Annotated in this window: 25 protein-coding genes; all 25 read left to right on the top strand. The window is 32.8% G+C overall.

Going from position 1 to position 18,253, the window contains the following annotated elements; all coding sequences use genetic code 11:
- Entirely contained in the window at positions 1-1,320 is a 1,320-nt protein-coding gene (locus tag NQQ59_RS21585) for a RagB/SusD family nutrient uptake outer membrane protein (protein ID WP_144218958.1), read from the top strand.
- A 117-nt stretch (positions 1,321-1,437) separates the two neighbouring features.
- Positions 1,438-2,202 (top strand): LytR/AlgR family response regulator transcription factor, encoded by a 765-nt coding sequence (locus tag NQQ59_RS21580; protein ID WP_144218956.1) that lies wholly within the window; start codon positions 1,438-1,440, stop codon positions 2,200-2,202.
- 232 nt (positions 2,203-2,434) lie between these two features.
- Positions 2,435-3,019, top strand: coding sequence for an NUMOD4 domain-containing protein (locus tag NQQ59_RS21575; protein WP_144218954.1), 585 nt, complete (start codon positions 2,435-2,437; stop codon positions 3,017-3,019).
- 400 nt (positions 3,020-3,419) lie between these two features.
- A complete protein-coding gene (gene lpdA, locus NQQ59_RS21570) occupies positions 3,420-4,808 on the top strand; it encodes a dihydrolipoyl dehydrogenase (RefSeq protein WP_144218952.1) in 1,389 nt (462 codons plus the stop codon).
- Positions 4,809-5,112: 304 nt separating this feature from the next.
- Complete coding sequence (locus NQQ59_RS21565) at positions 5,113-6,066, top strand: SPFH domain-containing protein (RefSeq protein ID WP_144218950.1); 954 nt, start codon at positions 5,113-5,115, stop codon at positions 6,064-6,066.
- Positions 6,066-6,308, top strand: coding sequence for a hypothetical protein (locus tag NQQ59_RS21560; protein WP_144218948.1), 243 nt, complete (start codon positions 6,066-6,068; stop codon positions 6,306-6,308). Before NQQ59_RS21565 ends, NQQ59_RS21560 begins: the two co-directional genes overlap by 1 nt.
- A gap of 14 nt (positions 6,309-6,322) precedes the next feature.
- Positions 6,323-7,252 (top strand): hypothetical protein, encoded by a 930-nt coding sequence (locus NQQ59_RS21555; protein WP_144218946.1) that lies wholly within the window; start codon positions 6,323-6,325, stop codon positions 7,250-7,252.
- Positions 7,253-7,277: 25 nt separating this feature from the next.
- Positions 7,278-8,231: a DUF6620 family protein gene (locus tag NQQ59_RS21550; RefSeq protein ID WP_144218944.1), complete on the top strand. Its 954-nt coding sequence runs from the start codon at positions 7,278-7,280 to the stop codon at positions 8,229-8,231.
- Positions 8,232-8,336: 105 nt separating this feature from the next.
- A complete protein-coding gene (locus NQQ59_RS21545; RefSeq protein ID WP_144218942.1) occupies positions 8,337-9,086 on the top strand; it encodes a DUF2314 domain-containing protein in 750 nt (249 codons plus the stop codon).
- A 142-nt stretch (positions 9,087-9,228) separates the two neighbouring features.
- Positions 9,229-9,720 carry a TPM domain-containing protein gene (locus NQQ59_RS21540; protein ID WP_144218940.1) on the top strand — a complete coding sequence of 164 codons (492 nt, stop codon included), beginning with the start codon at positions 9,229-9,231 and terminating at the stop codon, positions 9,718-9,720.
- A gap of 110 nt (positions 9,721-9,830) precedes the next feature.
- The gene (locus tag NQQ59_RS21535; protein WP_144218938.1) at positions 9,831-10,475 is read left to right on the top strand and encodes a suppressor of fused domain protein; all 645 of its coding nucleotides are present in this window, start codon (positions 9,831-9,833) and stop codon (positions 10,473-10,475) included.
- On the top strand, positions 10,475-10,885 hold the full coding sequence (locus NQQ59_RS21530) for a hypothetical protein (RefSeq protein WP_144218936.1): 411 nt from the start codon (positions 10,475-10,477) through the stop codon (positions 10,883-10,885). Before NQQ59_RS21535 ends, NQQ59_RS21530 begins: the two co-directional genes overlap by 1 nt.
- 53 nt (positions 10,886-10,938) lie before the next feature.
- Entirely contained in the window at positions 10,939-11,277 is a 339-nt protein-coding gene (locus NQQ59_RS21525; protein ID WP_144218934.1) for a n-acetylglutamate synthase, read from the top strand.
- Between the two features lie 39 nt (positions 11,278-11,316).
- Entirely contained in the window at positions 11,317-12,051 is a 735-nt protein-coding gene (locus NQQ59_RS21520; protein WP_257698430.1) for a DUF2625 domain-containing protein, read from the top strand.
- Positions 12,052-12,261: 210 nt separating this feature from the next.
- Positions 12,262-12,942 carry a DUF4919 domain-containing protein gene (locus tag NQQ59_RS21515; protein ID WP_144218932.1) on the top strand — a complete coding sequence of 227 codons (681 nt, stop codon included), beginning with the start codon at positions 12,262-12,264 and terminating at the stop codon, positions 12,940-12,942.
- A 147-nt stretch (positions 12,943-13,089) separates the two neighbouring features.
- Positions 13,090-13,632, top strand: coding sequence for a DUF2975 domain-containing protein (locus NQQ59_RS21510; RefSeq protein ID WP_144218930.1), 543 nt, complete (start codon positions 13,090-13,092; stop codon positions 13,630-13,632).
- A gap of 11 nt (positions 13,633-13,643) precedes the next feature.
- Positions 13,644-13,850 (top strand): helix-turn-helix domain-containing protein, encoded by a 207-nt coding sequence (locus NQQ59_RS21505; protein WP_008468622.1) that lies wholly within the window; start codon positions 13,644-13,646, stop codon positions 13,848-13,850.
- Between the two features lie 71 nt (positions 13,851-13,921).
- Positions 13,922-14,521 carry an NAD(P)H-dependent oxidoreductase gene (locus NQQ59_RS21500; protein ID WP_144218928.1) on the top strand — a complete coding sequence of 200 codons (600 nt, stop codon included), beginning with the start codon at positions 13,922-13,924 and terminating at the stop codon, positions 14,519-14,521.
- Complete coding sequence (locus NQQ59_RS21495) at positions 14,521-14,961, top strand: hypothetical protein (RefSeq protein WP_144218926.1); 441 nt, start codon at positions 14,521-14,523, stop codon at positions 14,959-14,961. The genes NQQ59_RS21500 and NQQ59_RS21495 overlap by 1 nt, the downstream gene beginning before the upstream one ends.
- 99 nt (positions 14,962-15,060) lie before the next feature.
- Entirely contained in the window at positions 15,061-15,549 is a 489-nt protein-coding gene (locus NQQ59_RS21490; RefSeq protein WP_144218924.1) for an SRPBCC family protein, read from the top strand.
- A gap of 36 nt (positions 15,550-15,585) precedes the next feature.
- Positions 15,586-15,999 (top strand): hypothetical protein, encoded by a 414-nt coding sequence (locus tag NQQ59_RS21485; protein ID WP_144218922.1) that lies wholly within the window; start codon positions 15,586-15,588, stop codon positions 15,997-15,999.
- Positions 16,000-16,001: 2 nt separating this feature from the next.
- Positions 16,002-16,205, top strand: coding sequence for an ArsR family transcriptional regulator (locus NQQ59_RS21480; RefSeq protein ID WP_144218920.1), 204 nt, complete (start codon positions 16,002-16,004; stop codon positions 16,203-16,205).
- Between the two features lie 88 nt (positions 16,206-16,293).
- Positions 16,294-16,662, top strand: coding sequence for a nuclear transport factor 2 family protein (locus tag NQQ59_RS21475; protein WP_144218918.1), 369 nt, complete (start codon positions 16,294-16,296; stop codon positions 16,660-16,662).
- 132 nt (positions 16,663-16,794) lie between these two features.
- On the top strand, positions 16,795-17,844 hold the full coding sequence (locus tag NQQ59_RS21470) for a serine hydrolase domain-containing protein (RefSeq protein ID WP_144218916.1): 1,050 nt from the start codon (positions 16,795-16,797) through the stop codon (positions 17,842-17,844).
- The gene (locus NQQ59_RS21465) at positions 17,831-18,253 is read left to right on the top strand and encodes a DUF1801 domain-containing protein (protein WP_144218914.1); all 423 of its coding nucleotides are present in this window, start codon (positions 17,831-17,833) and stop codon (positions 18,251-18,253) included. Before NQQ59_RS21470 ends, NQQ59_RS21465 begins: the two co-directional genes overlap by 14 nt.

The raw sequence follows: 18,253 nt of genomic DNA, 5'->3' as shown, positions 1-18,253 counted from the left end.
ATGAAAAAATACTCAAAATATATATTGTTTTTTATCGCAGCGTTAACCCTAACCAGCTGTGATGATTATCTGGATGTAACACCTGTTGGTAAAGTAATTCCGGAAACATTACCACAATTTCGTGCCGTTTTAACAACAGGATATTCTACTTATCCTCAACATAAATCATTGAGCGCAGTTCGTGCAGACGAACTTACAATGAATGAATTCTTTGACGATTTTATCTATTTCAGAGATATTTACATTTGGAAAGATGCAAATCCCGACAAGATTACCACTTCTTTTCAATATCAAAATTTATATACTGTAATTTTCTACACGAATGTATTAATCAACGAAGCTTCTAAAAAAATAGGAGCTTCGGCAGAAAGAGATCAATTAATCGGAGAAGCTTATGCATTGAGAGCAATGGCATATTTTGATTTGGTTAACCTTTTTGCAAAACCTTACAATGCAGCAACTGCAACAAGCGACAAAGCAGTTCCTTTAGCATTAGAAATAGATTTAGAACAGGCATTTATTCCAGAAAGTGTAGAAGTAATTTATAATCAAATTATTTCTGACACTAACGAAGCAGAGAAATTACTTAATGTAGTATCTCAGCCAAAAGGATTAAATTACCGTTTTTCAAAAGTTTCCTTATATAGTTTAGAAAGCCGTATTTACTTGTATCAAAAACAATGGCAAAAATCTCTTGATGCTGCAAACAAAGCATTGGCAATCAAGAATGATTTAGTTGATTTAAATTCAACTAAAGTTTTAGCCAACAGATTTGATGGTGTAGAATCGATCTTAGCACTTGAAAATGTATTCAATAATAGTTTGAAATCAGTTTCATATGCTTCTCCTGACTTACTTTCGGCTTACAACAAAACAACAGATATACGTTACTCACTTTACTTTTTAGCAAACGGAAGCCGTTTCAGAATCCAAAAAGGTGGAGAAGACGCTCAAAAATGTTCTTTTAGAACTTCAGAATTATACCTGACAAAAGCAGAAACTTTATTGGAATTAAATAATTTGACAGATGCTAAAACAACTGTATTAGATTTCGCATCGAAACGTTACACTCCAGCTGGTTTAACTACCGTTACTGCTTCTGTTAATGCCATGAATGCAACTGATCTAGCCATATTTATTGGCAACGAAAGACGTCGCGAATTTGCTGCCGAAGGACACCGTTGGTTTGACTTGAGAAGAACTACTCAAAAGGAAATCGTTCATACTGTTGATGGACAAGATTATACATTGATACAAAATGATCCGCGCTATACGATTGTTTATCCTGCAAACGCGAGATTGAACAATCCCAATCTATAACACCTATTTGTTTTTTTTAAAAGGTCCGGTTTTTGTAAACCGGACCTTTTTTTATTGGAAAAACTATTTAGTGAAGTATCTTTGCAAAATAATACCAGAAAACTAAATGTTTAAAAAATGAAAATCGCTATTGTCGAAGACGAATATCTAGCTTCTAGTTATCTAAAATCCATTTTAGAGCAGCAAGATATTTTACCGATTTTAGAAATCAGTGTTTTAAAATCTGTGAAAGAAGCCGTTATTTTCTTTAGCGAAAACAAAGTCGATTTAGCCTTCATGGACATTCATTTAGGAGATGGAAAAAGTCTCGAAATCTTCGAAAAGACCATCATTGCCTGCCCTGTTATTTTTATTACAGCTTACGATTCTTATGCGATTTCTGTTTTCAAACACTTCACTATAGATTATCTTTTAAAACCATTTGAAGAATCAGAATTGCTGGAAGCACTTCAAAAATTCAAAAAAATAAAAAACAGCTTTAATAGCAATTCTACGCTTCAATCTTTAGTTGCTATAGAAAATCCCGAAAACAGTAAAATAAAGCATCATTTCCTGGTTAATCACGGTTATAAACTGATTTCTGTCAATGAAAACGAAATCAATTATTTTGCAGCGACTGGCAAACATTTGTTTATTTATTTAAAATCAGGAAACAGTTACTTGTACAATAGTACCATAACAGACATTATAAATAGTCTCGATTCATTTCATTTCTTCAAAATAAACCGAAAATATATTGTGCATCGAAACACTATCAAAGAAGTTGTAAAACATTCGCATCAAAAAGTCGAACTTATTCTTACGGTTCCTTCTGTCGAAAACGATCCGATTTTTATCAGTAAAAAAGAAATCCACAACTTTAAAATCTGGCTCGATCAATAAAATAATGGTAATTTAATCTAAATTTTACGCTTTTGCGAAAAATTAAAAACTGCATATTTCACAATTTGTGATTTAAAATCCGACTAAAAACTGCTAAAAAGATTTTAAAACGTTAAAAATGCGTTATAGAAATCATAAAATTGATGTTTCACAATCAACAAGATAGCGTTCATTTTTGGTTTATTAATTATCTTTGAGAGTATAGAAGTTAAAAAATCAAATGTAAAAGAATATGCCACAAAATCGATTTTATCCAGACGAACAGTTTAAAGAAATAGAAATAAATGCCTCATTACAATTAAAATATGCCATTTCAAACAGAGGAAGATTAATAAGCTTTACTGACGAAATTGAAAATGGCCGCATCTTAAAAGGCGGTTTAAGCGACGGATATCCAACATTCCGTTTTAAGGTTAAAAAAGACGATAAAATCGTCAACAAATATCTTTTCTTATACAAATTAGTTGCTCAATATTTTATTCCGAAAGAATCTGATGAACAAACTTATGTTTTACATCTTGATTACAACCGAAGCAATGATGATGTTAGAAATTTACGCTGGGCAACCAAGCAGGAAATGATGGCACACAGCCGCAAAAGCCCTCGTGTGATTCAGGCCAAAAAAAATCTAATAGAACACAACCTAAAAGCCGACGGAAGAAAATTAACAACTACAAAAGTAATGTTGATTAAAAAAATCCTGGCAAGACCGGAACAAAAAACACGATTGAAAATGATTGCAAAACAATTTGGCGTAAGCGAAATGCAGATCAGAAGAATTGCCAGCGGAGAAAACTGGGGACACGTGAAAGTTTAATTAGGAATTCTAAATACTGAATTCTTAATTCTTTTTTTTAATTGCAATAATAGTCACAGATTACTTAGATTAATACTGATTTAAAAATCATTCTAATCCTAATAATCTGTGACTTATTTTTTTTTTGCAAAAAACAATCAACGACCAACCAACAACCATCAACTATAAACAATTACATACCAAATCTCAAAATTCGCTTCATAATTCACAATTTGCAATTCACAATTACTTCATTTTCTGTGAAAAGACCAAAATCTCTGTCTTTAAAAACAAAATTTCAGGTGTTCATATAAAATAAATCCTTAAATTCGCAATCACAAATAACAAAAGAATAAATCGAAAGATGAGTTTCGGAATTGTAGAATTCATTTTTCGATAGTTAATACTAAAAACAAAAAAAATGAAATACGACGTTATTGTTTTAGGAAGTGGTCCTGGAGGATATGTAACAGCGATTAGAGCTTCTCAATTAGGCTTTAAAGTAGCTGTAGTAGAAAAAGAAAATCTTGGTGGAGTTTGCCTTAACTGGGGATGTATTCCAACAAAAGCTCTTTTAAAATCTGCTCAGGTTTTTGATTATTTAAAGCATGCTTCTGACTACGGATTGAAAGTTTCTGAATTCGATAAAGATTTCCCAGCTGTTGTTCAACGTAGCCGTGGTGTTGCGGAAGGAATGAGCAAAGGAGTTCAATTCTTAATGAAAAAAAATAAAATTGACGTTATCGAAGGTTTTGGTAAATTAAAACCAGGGAAAAAACTTGACGTTACGGATAAAGACAATAAAGTTACAGAATATAGCGCTGATCACATTATCATCGCAACTGGTGCTCGTTCTCGTGAGTTACCAAACTTACCTCAAGATGGTGTAAAAGTAATTGGATACCGTCAGGCAATGACTTTGCCAACACAACCAAAATCTATGATTATAGTTGGTTCTGGAGCAATCGGAGTTGAGTTCGCTCACTTCTACAACTCAATGGGAACAGACGTTACTATCGTAGAATTTATGCCAAACATTGTTCCTGTAGAAGACGAAGACGTTTCTAAACAAATGGAACGTTCTATGAAGAAAGCGGGTGTAAAAATCATGACTAACTCTTCTGTAGAAAAAATTGATACTTCTGGAAACGGAGTAAAAGCAACTGTAAAAACAGCAAAAGGGGAAGAAATTCTTGAAGCTGACATCGTACTTTCTGCAGTTGGAATCAAAACAAATATCGAAAACATCGGATTAGAAGAAGTTGGTATTGCTGTTGACAGAGATAAAATCTTAGTAAACGCTTACAACGCAACTAATATTCCAGGATACTACGCAATTGGAGATGTTACTCCAGGTCAAGCTTTAGCTCACGTTGCTTCTGCTGAAGGAATCAATTGTGTGGAGAAAATAGCTGGTATGCACGTAGACCCAATCGATTACGGAAACGTTCCTGGTTGTACTTATGCAACTCCAGAAATCGCTTCTGTTGGTTTAACTGAAAAACAAGCTAAAGAAAAAGGTTACGAATTAAAAATTGGTAAATTCCCATTCTCAGCTTCTGGAAAAGCAAAAGCTGCTGGAGCTGCTGACGGATTCGTAAAAGTAATCTTTGATGCTAAATACGGAGAATGGTTAGGATGCCACATGATTGGTGCTGGTGTTACAGATATGATTGCTGAGGCAGTTGTAGCTCGTAAACTAGAAACTACAGGTCATGAAATCCTTAAATCTATCCACCCTCACCCAACTATGAGCGAGGCTGTTATGGAAGCTGTTGCTGATGCATACGGCGAAGTAATTCACTTGTAAAAATATACAATGTAAAGATTTGTTTCTTTACGGAGTTATATATAATTTTCAATTTATAAAATCCGATTTGCGAAAGCAGGTCGGATTTTTTTTGTCTTTTAAAAAAGGGATATTCTTTATTAAAAAATCAATGTTCTAGAATTAACATTCAAGACACATTCTTTATTTAATTTCAATTTGCAAACCGTAATTAACCATTTACAGAAAAGATAGCGCAAAATAAAAATTTATCTTAAATTTTACGTAAGAAAACCTTTTTATTGTAGCAAATTTCCTATTTTTATTACCTTTAAATAGATTTGCAATGAAACTACCTTTTATAGAAATAATCGAAGCTACAACAAGTGATCCTAATTTATTAATGTGGAAGCATCATGATGAAGATAAAGAAATAAAAAATGGAGCTAAATTAACCGTTCGTGAAAGTCAGCAGGTAATGTTATTAAACGAAGGACAGCTTGCAGACGTATTTTCTCCAGGACTTCATTCATTATCAACAGCAAATATTCCCATTTTAAGCAGATTAAAGGGTTGGAAATATGGTTTCGAAAGTCCATTTAAAGCTGATATTTATTTTTTCAATACCCATCAATTTATCAATAACAAATGGGGAACTCCTGCTCCTATTCTGCTTAATGATCCGCAATTTGGTCAGATTAGAATTCGTGCTTTTGGAAGTTTTGATATAAAAATTAACGATGTCGCTAAATTTTTCCGTCAATATGCTGGAACTTATAAACAGCTCACCATTTTTGAATTACAAAACCAATTAAGAGATTTCATAGCTCCAAAATTTGGAGAAGTGCTCTCTAATGAAAATATTACGATTACAGACGTTGCTGGAAACATTACACAATTAGGTAAAAAAATAGAACCTTATCTAAAACCCTATTTTGAACAATTAGGAATCGAACTGACTCTGTTTGTGATTACGAGTGTAACCTTGCCCGAAGAAGTTACAGCGCATTACGATAAAATCACCAATATGAATATGGTAACCGACATGGATAAATTTACCAAATTCAATACTGCAACTGCAATTGGAGATAAAGGAACTGTTCTTCATGACGCTACTCAAAATGCTTTGGGAATGGGAATTCTTTTAAATCAGTTACAGCAAAACAAAGAAACTCCAAAACAAGAAACTGCAGACGATTTAACTTCAAAACTTCAAAAACTAAAATCATTATTTGATGCTGGTTTAATTGATGAAGACGAATTCAAAACAAAGAAAACCGAATTATTAAATCAGTTGTAATGGAAGAGAAAAAAGTCAATTCGTTTTTAGATAAACTGAAGCAGAAAGCGCAAAATCAAACCAATTATGGAGGAGAATACGAAACAACAGATGCACAAATGAATGCAAGAGATTGCCCTAATTGCGGCGCTGGACGTGCCAAGCAAGACGGTGTAACCCATTGCGCCTATTGTGGATTTGAATTTTTAAGCACCAAACTTTCAGACGGACTTTACATTAAAAAAGAAGATAATTCAATTTAAAAAATCAAAATAAAGTGTTCGGATTATTCAATAAAAAAAAGGAAGAAAGAGAACCAGAATGGTATCCTGAACTTCAGGAATCAAAAGAAAGATGGTTCGCTTTTCTGGAAAAACTGGAAGCCAAAATGGAAGAATTGGCAACGGCTGCAATTCCAGAGTTAAAACAAATCTTGCAGGAAGATGATGATTTATACAAAAGAACTTTTCATAATGTATATTCTGGTGTAAATGGTCAACTCAGTAACATTAGAACAAAAGCTAGGGAAACTTACGAAGAAAAAATAAACAATCTCTATTATAGTCTCAATTCTCAGGTTTCTGTACTTAGTAAACAGCATGGTGTGATTTCAGATTTTAGAAATGCTTCTTCGAACCGCTATTATGAATTTGAAAACAAATGCGAGTATTGGAGAAAACAGATTGAAAAAACAAAAGAACGCGATCTTGAAATCGAGTACCAAAAAATCTTAGCCGAATTTGAAACCATAAAAGATAAATTCAGCTGTACACAATGCGGTGGAAATTTGACTATAGACAAAATATTTTTAATCGAAACCTATGTTTCTTGTCCGTATTGCAAAACCCAAAATACATTTACACCAAGTACACTCGGAAGAAATTTACAAAATATTGCGCGAGAACTTGCAGAACAGAGAACAGCACATTTACTGGAAGAATTTGAAAACGAAGTAGAGAAAGAAAGAGAATTATATCACGAGCATCATAAGTTGAGTTTAAGTACCATTCATGAATCCAATAAAAAAGTATTGAGCGAAATTCAGTCCAAAATGAAAGACTTGGAAGAACAGAGGCAATTTGCTATTCAAAACGCACCAAAACTACGTCAGATTTATCTACGAGCAATGTACGACGAATGGAACAAAATCACTCCGGATTTGAAAGAACACAACGAAAAAATGTATCAGAATCAATTAAAATATTAAATTATTAATCCAAAAAAATCGACAAATGTTTAAAAAATTTTTTGAGTCTCTAACTGGAGATAGCAAGCAAGAAAACCAGAATTATGAAGCTTCAAATGATAATTTTGAAAATGATTATGAAGATGAATATCAGGAAGTAGAATACGATCCTGAAACTCTACATGGAACCCATTATTCTGTTGATGATTTTGATGCAGAAGTAGCTAAAAGAGCCGAAGCATGGATCGCAGATGAACGCGCAAGTGGCGAAAATTTAGAAGATAAAGACATTCAGAACATCTATTTTAATTACAGAAGAGAAGTTTACACAGAATGGAACAACTGTGATTCTGATCAAATGATTCGTTTTGAACACGCTAATTCTCTAAAATACACCGGAATTCAGACTTCAGGATTTGTAAAAGTAGAAGATAATAATCCACTATTAGAACCTGTTCACGGTGTAGATTTAAGAACTTATACTGCAATGTGCCTTAAAATAAGTGCCGGAATCGATCATCTGGAAGTTTGTAAAGCAATGGGATTTGAACCTATTATTTGGGAAGAATTAAATACCATCTGGCCACAACGTATGGGCGAAGATACTTCGTTTACGGTTACCACCCTTTTCGGGCAATATTATGCTGAAAATGTTACTGTTCCTCAATTGGAAAATCTTAAAGCAGAAATTTCAGAAGAAGGAGCCGCAAACTTAGAAAGAATGAAAAGTGATCGCTATTTTTACGAAGAATTGGCTGGCGCAAGACAAGCAGCTTACGAATACGGAATTGATGGCGCTCAATGGATTTTAGAAAACTTCGGAATCAATTTAGCAGATTTTCAATCGGTAGCGATGCAATGGATGACAGAACAAAATCAAAACTGGAACTCAGAGAGTATTCTTGAATTTTCTAATTACCAGCAGGAAAAACAAAAAGAATACGCAGCAAAATTTGCCGCAGAACAAGGCGGAAATATTGCAGACGACGTAAATTTCTAAATTCTTTTCTGATCATAAAAAAAACCGATTTGCAAAAAAACAAATCGGTTTTTTATTCGTTTAAAGTAATTCACATCCCAACAAAATCATTTAAAATACAATATAATGGAAGAAACAAAAATATTCTACGCTGACGGAGAAAGCCCAAAAATGATCGAAGCTTACAAAAAAGCTCAGGAAACTTTTAAATATTTCTGGAGAGAATTATCTTGGGAATACCGCCGCATAATTCCAGGATTGGATGTTGCTTGTGTAAAACTGGCTTTTACTCAAGAAATCGACGGCGAAACTGTAGTAGAACACATGTGGATCAATGATGTAAATTTTGATGGCGAAAACATATACGGAATCTTAGTAAACGATCCAGATGAATTAACCAATGTAAATAATGGCGACGAAATACAAATTCCGATCAATCAAATTAGTGATTGGTTATTTGCAATTAACGGCAAAACTTACGGCGCTTTTACGATTCAAGCGATGCGTTCTGAAATGAGTGAAGACGAAAGAGAATCTCACGATGAAGCCTGGGGATTAGATTTTGGAGATTATAATGATATTTTGGTGGTTAACGAACAAAAAGAAAAGCCTGAAAATTTGGTTGAACATCCAATGAGCAAAAACATGAAGGAAAGCCTTATTGATTTTGTAAAAAATAATCCAGAAGAAGTAACTCATCAAGATGAATTAGGATACACTTTTTTACATCGCGAAACGATTGCAGGAAATCAAACTTCAATTGAAGTTTTGTTAGAATCCGGAGCAGATAAAAGTGCTAAAACAGAAAATGGCAAAACTGCACTTGATTTTGCCAAAGAACTAAAATGGGAACATCTGCTGCCATTGCTTCAATAAATTACGAAAAATCCGATTTACACAAATCGGATTTTTTTTATTCCATTCTATGAGAAATAAATATTGATTTTTCGTAACAAATTGGATATTAATTTTTAATAATAAAGCTTTAATTTTGCACTGCCCAAAATCAAAATCTGACATGAAAAAATTATTGTTGCTTTTTATAATTGTTCTTTTTCTACCAAATTATTCTTCTGCACAAACCAAACCTGACCCAGAAACTATTTTTGCAAAATCTTACGATTATGTAAATGATTTTGAAAAGATCATGAGTCCAAGTCAGGCAAAAAGTTTAGGAGATTTTTTGAAAACCAGTGAAGCCAAAACAAAAAGCAAAATACTTATTGTGACAACCTCCTCTATAAGTCCTTATACAGATTTGACTGAGTACTCTTTAGATTTAGATAAATATTTGATTTCTAAGTTGAAAATTGACACTTCAATATTGATTGTAATAAGCAAACAATTAAGGCAAATTCAGGTTCAGGGAGTAGACAAGATTCGTGTTAAAATGACTGATGAAGAAATGAAAAATATCATTTCAACTTATGTGGTTCCAGAATTAAAAAAAGGCGATTATTACAAAGGTTTACAACTTGGCACTGAGCAACTAATCAAAAAAATAGAATAAAATACGCAATCCGATTTTTGAAAGAAAATCGGATTTTTTTATGTTCTGAATTTACTTTTCTCCAATAAAAACAATATCTTGTATCTGCTTTAAACCAGAAAACTATAAAAATGAACTTAGAAGAATACAAAAAAGAATTTACAGAAGATGATGCTGTCGGCTGGTTAGAAATCGATAAAGAATTTGATCGTTTATATCCTGGTCAGGAACCTAAACATTTTGCTCCTGCCCTTCCGTACATGCTTGGTGGTGATAGTCCGCTAGACGGAGTAAGCTATTACGAAAGTAAAAAACAAGAAGACCATTATCATTTCATCACTTATGGTTTTTCGGAATTGTATTATAATGAAGAAAAAGTAGATGGCGAATTTAGTAAATGGGGATTTGAACTTACCTTCAGACTAAAACCTTACGAAGCCGATAATGGAAATCCAAGTTGGGCTGTCGCATTGTTACAAAATATTGCCAAATATGTTTTCGATAGCGGAAATTGGTTCGAAGAATTTCATTATATGCCAGCCAATGGTCCGATTCGTTTAAACACCGATACCGAAATTACCGCATTGGTAATTGTGGCAGATCCTGAAGTTCCCAAAAAACAAACTCCTCATGGCGAAGTTTCGTTTCTTCAAATCGTAGGAATAACTTCTGCAGAATACGAACACATTGTAGAAAATCCAGATAAAGTGGAGGAATTAGTTAATAAACTAAAAGAAAACAATCCGTTACTTATAACCGACTTAAACAGAAAATAATGGCTAATAGTTTTTATTCCTATTCCGCTTATATATTGCCTTCTTCAAATGCAACCATTATGGCTTTAAAAGAGTATTTAGAGGAATTTTATCAAAATGAGGGCGCTGGAGAGCAACCAGAAATTAACCTGAGTGATAATCAGATTACCCTAATTTTTAATGATGAATATCGTTTCTATATTTATCTATCAGAGGAAAAACATGTAAATGAAGAAGCTTTAGAAATTACCGAAGATCTAGAAAAAGACTGGAACGAGGAACCTTTCGATAAAGAAAAATTAAAAACTGCTCAAAAAAGATTTGAATTATGGGGAGATGAGGATTTTGATATGGATTACTTTAATGATAGTTTATTTATCATAGATCAGATAGAAAAATTCTCAGACATTATTATTTTTCAAAATAATTAAAAACAGTTTTTAAAGAACATCAATTCTAAAAGAGTAAAATTTCGCATTACAAAATGATCAATTATAATAATAAAATTTTTAAACCTGTAAGCAATACCGAAAACGGAGAAACTTCCAATGAAACAACATTTCTCTACAAACAAGACGGCAATATTTTAACTTCTCAATATGCAGGAGGAAAAATCATTTCAGGTCATTTGATTGGTTTAGTGGATAATCAGGGAAATATCGAAATGCGTTACCATCAAGTAAACGAAAAAGGTGAATTAATGACAGGAATCTGTACTTCTAAACCAGAAATTTTAGAAAATGGAAAAATAAGACTTCATGAAATCTGGCAATGGACATCGGGAGACCAATCCAAAGGGAATTCGATAATTGAAGAACAATAAATTCGATTAATAACCAAACCGCATTAACCCAAAACCAAAATGAAATTTTTTCAATTAACCGCCTTTATATTTTTAACCACTATAACTTTTTCACAAACCAAAATGCGCCCCGTAAACGAACTTATAGACCAAGATGATTCTGGATGGAAACTAATAAAAGAATGGATTGACAGCGCCAAAAACAAAGTAGAAGTTCTGCCTGCCGACCCGCAAAAAGCCAAAGATGCGCTGTATCAAGTACAAGTCACTACAAAATCGCCAATGGGAGCCGTGGTTTACAAAACTGGTGGCATCTTAATCGATAACGGCTGGATTAGAATTTTAGGCTCAGGAAGTTCCAAACTTAATCGAAGTCTTCCAGACTGGAACAAAGGCAAGTCTTTTAAAGAAGCAGGAGAAACGCCTTCTTTTCTCTTAATTGCCGATGATGCCCTTGGCGGCTTTTACATTTTAAATGGCGGAGCTCTTGGCCAAGATCTTGGCAAAGTCTATTATTTTTCGCCCGATAATTTAGAATACGAACCTTTGGATATTTCCTATTCTGAATTCTTAGGCTTCTGTTTTACAAACGATCTCGACAAATTTTATGCGGGCAGCAGATGGGAAAACTGGAAAAAGGAAGTACCAGAACTTCAAGGCGATCAAGTATTTAATTTTTATCCATTTTTGTGGACAGAAGAAGGAAGCGACATTAACAAAGTGCAAAGAAAAATCATTCCTATTGAAGAGCAATACAGCTTAAATTTAGATTTAAGAAAACAGCTTGGACATTAAAATTTATCGTTCAAAATAAAGTAAGCATTTTATGGGCGTGCCCCTCCGGGTCAGGCTGTCCGTTATATCTTTTATATTCCCGATAGCCATCGGGAATATAAAAGGATGCCACTTCCATCCTTCACGCATTGTGTTTTCAAAAGAACATTTTGTGTTAAAATAATTAGTATTTTAGTAAGATCAGAGCTACAACCTAAAAACTTCTAAATCATGCTAAAACAAATTTTACTTCTCCTGTTTTTTTGTTTCGGAGTACAAATGTATTCACAAGAACTTGGTTTTACAACTCCCGATTACAAAGCGATTGAAAAAGAAATAAACAATAAAAACTCCCAATTTTTCTATCCTAAATTGATGGAAAGACTCATGAAAAATGATACTCTTTTAACACAGGAAGAATATCGCCATTTGTATCTGGGATATGTTTTTCAGCCCAAATACAATGCTTTCTGGAGATCTCCGGATGAAAAAAAACTCAATGAATTTTATAGCAAAGAAAAACTGGAAACCTCAGATTATGATGAGATCATTAAATTATCTAATCATTCTTTGAGTGAATTCCCATTCGATCTAAGACAACTGAATTACCTCTCTTACATTTATCATTTAAAAGGAGATGAAGCAGCTTCAAAAATTACCTCTTTCAAATTTCATAGCATTATGAATGTAATTCTGTCTTCGGGAGACGGAAAAAAATGCGAAACTGGTTTTCATGTTTTACTCGTTGAACATGAATATGTCTTATTAAATCTTTTTGAACTCGAATCAAAAGGACAATCATTAATCGAAAATTGTGATTATCTCAGTTTTGAAAAAGGCGCTTACAAAGTAGAAGGAATTTATTTCAATATCGAAAAAATGCTGGAAAACGAAAGAAAAGCACTTCGATAAACTGCCTTTTTTAATTTTCACAAAAGAATATTCATCACTCCAACAGAGAATAGCTGTTGGAGTTTTTTTTTGATTATTAAAATAAATTTATCGTTTATCAATAAATATTTATTACTTTAGCACAATAAACTTTAATCTTAATTACAAATGGAAATTAAAATTGGAACATCGCAAATCCTGAAAATTTTAAACATTTTATCTTGGATCATCTTTATTGGTTTATGTGTAGACGCTGGTATGTATCTCTTTAACGGAATTTACACTATGACTATAAATTCGTACAACGCACGTTTTTTAGACTTACTGGACATTTATAATTTTAATACTTCTTATTACATTCAGGAAATGTGTTTTATGAGTATTGTCGCCATTCTAAAAGCCATAATGTTTTACTTAATCGTAAAAATGCTACACGAAAAAAAGCTAAACATTGCTCAACCGTTTACTGCAGAAATGGGAAAATTTATCTCTTATATGGCCTATCTGGCTTTCGGAATTGGTTTGTTTTCACTTTGGGCAGCAAAATTCAACAACTGGCTAATGACAAACCATGTAAAAGTTCCAACATTAGAAAGCTTAAATCTAGAAGGCGGCAGCGTCTGGATCTTTATGGCAATCGTATTATTTGTTATCGCGCAAATTTTCAAAAAGGGAATCGAAATACAATCTGAAATTGAATTAACCATCTAAACGAAAAAATTATGCCTATTATAGTAAATTTAGATGTCATGATGGCAAAACGAAAAATGTCATTAAACGAACTTTCAGAAAAAGTAGATTTGACTTTATCCAACCTTTCCATTTTAAAAACCGGAAAAGCAAAAGCCATTCGTTTTAGCACTCTCGAAGCAATCTGTAAAGTTTTAGACTGCCAGCCTGGAGATATTTTAGAATTTTCTGAAGATTAAATGATGAATATTATTTCGGTTTAATTTGTATTTTCGTACAAAACAAAATTCAATTCAACAAGGAAACTAAAATGAATATTTTAATTGTTTATGCACATCCGAGCAAAAAATCGTATACTTTTAAAATTTTAGAAAGATTGAAATCGGTTTTAGATGTTGAAAAATGGAATGTCAAAGTTTCTGACTTGTATGCTTCCAACTTTCAAAGTGACATGACTGATGAAGAATATCAAAGAGAAGGTTTTGCAAAAACTAATCTTCCGATTTCTTACGATGTTTTAAATGAGCAAGAAAAAATAGAAAAAGCGGACTGTATCATTTTTCTCTATCCAGTTTGGTGGAGTGACTGTCCAGCCAAATTAAAAGGCTGGTTTGATCGCGTTTATTCTGTTGGATATGCTTACGGACAAAATGAAACTTCCAGACAAATGAAAACTATTCCGTTAGGATTGGTAATTTGCACAGCAGGACACCCTAATGTTTTTTTAAACGAAATAGAAATTGCTCAAAGCATGGAAAAAATAATGCTAGAAGATCGACTCGGCAAACGTTTCGAAAACAAAGAAATGCTTATTTTAGGCGGAACTTTAGAACTTGAAAAAGTAATGCCAGCCCATTTTGAACTAATTAATCAAATTCCACAAAAAATTAAATCTCAAATCTATACATAATGTCAACAGAAGAAAATGTAGAAAAATCCGTTTTTGAAGAAATCCCAACCGAAAAAATTTACTCAGAAAAAGCCATTCGTATTGGAACATTCTTAGCTGGACCACTAGTCGCTGGCTATTGCATAGCTGAAAATTTTAAAGTTTTTAATGATGCCGAAAAAGCACGAAAAACTTGGACAATTACGGCTATCTCATCCTTTTTTATACTTTGTTTGGTTTTTCTTTTACCAGAAAATTTTCCATCTATCGTTTTTCCCATAGTTTATTCTTTTGTAGCTTCTTACTTTTTAAAAACATATCAAGAAAAGAACATTCAAAACCATTTAAATAATGGAGGTGAAACTTATAACGGGTGGAGAGTTACCGTAATTGGGATTATCAGTCTAATTGTTTTTTTAAGCTTGATTATGAGTGTGGTTTTCTTATTTGATTATCTGTAAATCTTGTCCGAAACACACCTTAAAATTGTCCTATTAACACCTTAAACAATTGATTATTAGATTGTAAATTTACTTTACTAATCTAATAATCAATCCAAAATGCAGACAAACAATTTTACCACAACAATACTAGTTGATCATTCGTCTGAAGAAGTTTTTAAAGCAGTTCAAAACGTACGAGGCTGGTGGTCTGAAGAAATTGAAGGCAAAACAGCTGAATTAAATGACGAATTTGATTATCATTATGAAGATGTTCATCGCTGTAAAATAAAATTGATTGAAGTAATTCCGAATCAGAAAATGGTTTGGTTTATCGAAAAGAATTATTTCAAATTCACTGAAGATAAAACCGAATGGACAGGAACAAAACCTACTTTTGAAATCAAAGAAAAAGACGGAAAAACTCAATTGACTTTCACTCATTTCGGATTAGTTCCAGAAGACGAATGTTTTGAAATCTGTCGTGATGCTTGGACAAATTATATTCAGAACAGCCTAAAAAAACTTATTGAAACAGGAAAAGGAGAACCTAACGCTACAGGAAAACCGCAAACAGAAAATGAAAAGAAGTTATCGGCAGGAAATTAATTTTTCATAAATTCGTTGTACTAAATCACGAAAATTATGAATCCACTTTTTAGAAACACTTTGGCTGTTCTTGCTGGCCTTGTTATTGGAAGCATTATCAACATGAGTATTATTTCATTAAGTGGTTCTATAATTCCGCCTCCAAACGGCGCCGATGTTACAACTGCAGAAGGATTAAAAGCAACTATGCATTTGTTTGAACCCAAACATTTTCTGTTTCCGTTTTTGGCCCATGCCATCGGAACTTTTGGCGGTGCTTTGACTACAGCATTGATTGTTGCTTCAAACAAAACCAAACTGGCTTTTTTTATTGGCGCTTTCTTTTTGTTTGGTGGCATTGTCATGGTTTATACGCTTCCGTCTCCAATTTGGTTTAGCATTATCGACTTAGTTTTTGCTTATCTTCCAGCAGCTTATTTAGCTTCAAAAATTGCTACAAAAAAGAAATAATCATGAGTGATGAATCTTCTATAAAACCAGCAAAAAAATGCTACGAACATCTCGGTGGCAAACTCGGCGAATTGCTTTTGGAGAACTTTGCCGACAAAAAATGGATTGCTAAAAAATCCCCCTCCGACAAACATTTTTACATAACGGAATTGGGAGAAAAAGAATTCACTAAACTCGGTATAGACCTTTCAAAAATCAAATCGTAAGCAATTTAATTTTATAAAATTCAACTCGTTTTCTGCAATAATTATAGCGCTTAATTTCATACCTTAGTTTGCTTTAAAACATTGAATTATGACTAAGAAAGAAATCGCTAGAAACTTCCTGAATCTCGCAGCAAAAGGGCATTCTCATGAGGGTTTTCGATTATATGTCGGAAAGAATTTCAAACATCATAACGCACACTTCAAAGGCGATGCAGAAACTTTGATGCTTGCTATGGAAGAATCGGCCAGAACAAACCCGAATAAGATTTTTAAAATTCATCATATTTTGGAAGACGAAAATCTCGTTGCGGTACATTCACATCTTAAACAAACCCCTACAGATATTGGTTTCGCCGTAGTTCATATCCTAAAATTCAAAGAGGATAAAATCATCGAACTTTGGGATTTAGGACAACCAATTCCAAAAGAAACTATTAATGAAAATGGGATGTTTTAGTTTAATTGTTAATGGTAAATGGTAAATTATTAATTATATCAAGACTATAAAAACTAACTCTGAAACAAAATCGACAAACAAACATTAACAATTAACAATTTACCATTAACAATTTACCATTAACAATTATAAATGAACTTCATTACCAAAATCGCCTTCTTAGCTCTAATCATTTTAACAAGCTGTAATTCAACGGCACAGAAAAACGACAAGTATCAAAAAAGTATTGATAGTATACTTCAAAATGCCAATCCGAAATTTAATGGCGTGGTTTTGATTTCGAAAAATGGGAAGACAGTTTATTCAAAAGCAAAAGGATTTGCTAATTTTGAAACCAAAAAACCTTTGACAATCGATAGTCAATTTGAAATTATGTCTTTAACCAGACAAATTACTGCTTCTTTGGTTTTGCAAGAAGTGGAGAAAGGTAAGATCGATCTCCATACTCCGATAAAAAAATATTTGCCCAATTTAAAACAAACATGGGCAGACACAATCACAGTGCATCAGTTATTAAATCATTCGCATGGCATTACTGATTTACAAAAACCTTTGCTTTTTAAACCCGGAACTGATTTTAAATATGGTAATGAAGGTTATCCGATATTAGGTCAGATTCTTGAAGCCGTTTCTAAAAAAAGCTATTCAGAACTGGCGAATGCTTTGTTTAAAAAACTTAAAATGAATCATACCTTTTGCTACTCTAAAGACAGTGATCAAAATTTAGTTACAGGATACATGAGCAACAATACTAATTTTAAAAAAGCTGAAAATAATTTAATAAGTCCTTACAGAGTGCCTTCAAGTGGTCTTGTTTCTAACGTTAAAGATCTTTTAATTTGGAATAATAATCTTCATAAAGGGAAAATCTTAAAACCTGAATCATACAAATTAATGACCTCTTACACCATTAAAAATCAGCATAATTTCTTTGGAAAAGAAAAAGAAGGATACGGTTACGGTTTAAGAATTATCGAAAAAGAACCTGTAAAATATTTTGGACATACTGGTCTTGGAAACGGATTTTCTGCTGTAAATTTATACTTTCCTGAAAGTGATGTGAGTCTGATTGCTTTAGAAAATCAGATGCCGGAAGATGCTAACTTGTTTTATGCAACTGAATTCAAAATCAAAAATATTCTTTTTAAAAGTGATTTATTAAGTAAAAATGGCAAAAAATAAAACTACAGAAACCCAAAACAGCGTTACTGAATTTATTAATGCTGTCGATAATGAAGTTAAAAGAAATGATGCTTTTGAACTTCTTACAATCATTCAGGAAACCACAGGTTTTGAACCCAAAATGTGGGGACCAAGTATTATTGGCTTTGGAAGTTATCATTACAAATATGAAAGCGGACATGAAGGTGACGCGCCATTAGCGGGTTTTTCGCCAAGAAAAACTGCAATGACTGTTTATTTTTATCTGCCTGAAGAAAATAGAGAAGAACTTTTATCTCAACTTGGAAAACACACTTCTTCTAAAGCTTGTATCTACATTAAAAAATTAGCCGATATCGACATAGAAATCTTAAAAAAGATAATTTTACGTTCTATTGAATACACTCAAAAATTATATCCCTCCAAATAA

Source organism: Flavobacterium panacis (assembly GCF_024649945.1).
Classification (GTDB): Bacteria; Bacteroidota; Bacteroidia; order Flavobacteriales; family Flavobacteriaceae; genus Flavobacterium; species Flavobacterium panacis.
This window is presented reverse-complemented; position numbering and strand designations above follow the sequence as displayed.

Coding starts and splice junctions, on each gene's coding strand:
- NQQ59_RS21585 (WP_144218958.1), top strand. CDS start 1: ATGAAAAAATACTCAAAATATATATTGTTTTTTATCGCAGCGTTAACC.
- NQQ59_RS21580 (WP_144218956.1), top strand. CDS start 1,438: ATGAAAATCGCTATTGTCGAAGACGAATATCTAGCTTCTAGTTATCTA.
- NQQ59_RS21575 (WP_144218954.1), top strand. CDS start 2,435: ATGCCACAAAATCGATTTTATCCAGACGAACAGTTTAAAGAAATAGAA.
- lpdA (WP_144218952.1), top strand. CDS start 3,420: ATGAAATACGACGTTATTGTTTTAGGAAGTGGTCCTGGAGGATATGTA.
- NQQ59_RS21565 (WP_144218950.1), top strand. CDS start 5,113: ATGAAACTACCTTTTATAGAAATAATCGAAGCTACAACAAGTGATCCT.
- NQQ59_RS21560 (WP_144218948.1), top strand. CDS start 6,066: ATGGAAGAGAAAAAAGTCAATTCGTTTTTAGATAAACTGAAGCAGAAA.
- NQQ59_RS21550 (WP_144218944.1), top strand. CDS start 7,278: ATGTTTAAAAAATTTTTTGAGTCTCTAACTGGAGATAGCAAGCAAGAA.
- NQQ59_RS21545 (WP_144218942.1), top strand. CDS start 8,337: ATGGAAGAAACAAAAATATTCTACGCTGACGGAGAAAGCCCAAAAATG.
- NQQ59_RS21540 (WP_144218940.1), top strand. CDS start 9,229: ATGAAAAAATTATTGTTGCTTTTTATAATTGTTCTTTTTCTACCAAAT.
- NQQ59_RS21535 (WP_144218938.1), top strand. CDS start 9,831: ATGAACTTAGAAGAATACAAAAAAGAATTTACAGAAGATGATGCTGTC.
- NQQ59_RS21530 (WP_144218936.1), top strand. CDS start 10,475: ATGGCTAATAGTTTTTATTCCTATTCCGCTTATATATTGCCTTCTTCA.
- NQQ59_RS21525 (WP_144218934.1), top strand. CDS start 10,939: ATGATCAATTATAATAATAAAATTTTTAAACCTGTAAGCAATACCGAA.
- NQQ59_RS21520 (WP_257698430.1), top strand. CDS start 11,317: ATGAAATTTTTTCAATTAACCGCCTTTATATTTTTAACCACTATAACT.
- NQQ59_RS21515 (WP_144218932.1), top strand. CDS start 12,262: ATGCTAAAACAAATTTTACTTCTCCTGTTTTTTTGTTTCGGAGTACAA.
- NQQ59_RS21510 (WP_144218930.1), top strand. CDS start 13,090: ATGGAAATTAAAATTGGAACATCGCAAATCCTGAAAATTTTAAACATT.
- NQQ59_RS21505 (WP_008468622.1), top strand. CDS start 13,644: ATGCCTATTATAGTAAATTTAGATGTCATGATGGCAAAACGAAAAATG.
- NQQ59_RS21500 (WP_144218928.1), top strand. CDS start 13,922: ATGAATATTTTAATTGTTTATGCACATCCGAGCAAAAAATCGTATACT.
- NQQ59_RS21495 (WP_144218926.1), top strand. CDS start 14,521: ATGTCAACAGAAGAAAATGTAGAAAAATCCGTTTTTGAAGAAATCCCA.
- NQQ59_RS21490 (WP_144218924.1), top strand. CDS start 15,061: ATGCAGACAAACAATTTTACCACAACAATACTAGTTGATCATTCGTCT.
- NQQ59_RS21485 (WP_144218922.1), top strand. CDS start 15,586: ATGAATCCACTTTTTAGAAACACTTTGGCTGTTCTTGCTGGCCTTGTT.
- NQQ59_RS21480 (WP_144218920.1), top strand. CDS start 16,002: ATGAGTGATGAATCTTCTATAAAACCAGCAAAAAAATGCTACGAACAT.
- NQQ59_RS21475 (WP_144218918.1), top strand. CDS start 16,294: ATGACTAAGAAAGAAATCGCTAGAAACTTCCTGAATCTCGCAGCAAAA.
- NQQ59_RS21470 (WP_144218916.1), top strand. CDS start 16,795: ATGAACTTCATTACCAAAATCGCCTTCTTAGCTCTAATCATTTTAACA.
- NQQ59_RS21465 (WP_144218914.1), top strand. CDS start 17,831: ATGGCAAAAAATAAAACTACAGAAACCCAAAACAGCGTTACTGAATTT.